This is a genomic window from Parendozoicomonas verongulae, assembly GCF_009711465.1.
GTDB classification, from domain to species: Bacteria; Pseudomonadota; Gammaproteobacteria; order Pseudomonadales; family Endozoicomonadaceae; genus Sansalvadorimonas; species Sansalvadorimonas verongulae.
In genome coordinates this window covers 1,216-1,504 of sequence record NZ_SMME01000762.1, presented here as the reverse complement: position 1 = coordinate 1,504, position 289 = coordinate 1,216, and positions in this window count along the sequence as shown.

Below are 289 nucleotides of genomic sequence, written 5' to 3'. Positions count from 1 at the left end.
TCACAGACAAAGGGCCTCTCTCCTGTGTGGACGCGTTTATGCCTGGTGAGAGTACTGGATTTGGCAAAACGCTTGTTGCACTGGTCAAAGTCACAGGCAAAGGGTTTGTTCCCCGTGTGAACTTTTAGCGTGTACATACCATAGAAATCCGCAGGTATATTATTTACATTTCGAGCCTGAAGCCCTCTGTAATACTCACTTAACCAAGTATTTAAGTGCAGAAACTGGGAAGAAAACAGGCCTCGCGAAGGAAGGGGGGAGCAGTGGATATAAGGGAGAGCTTCCTTAC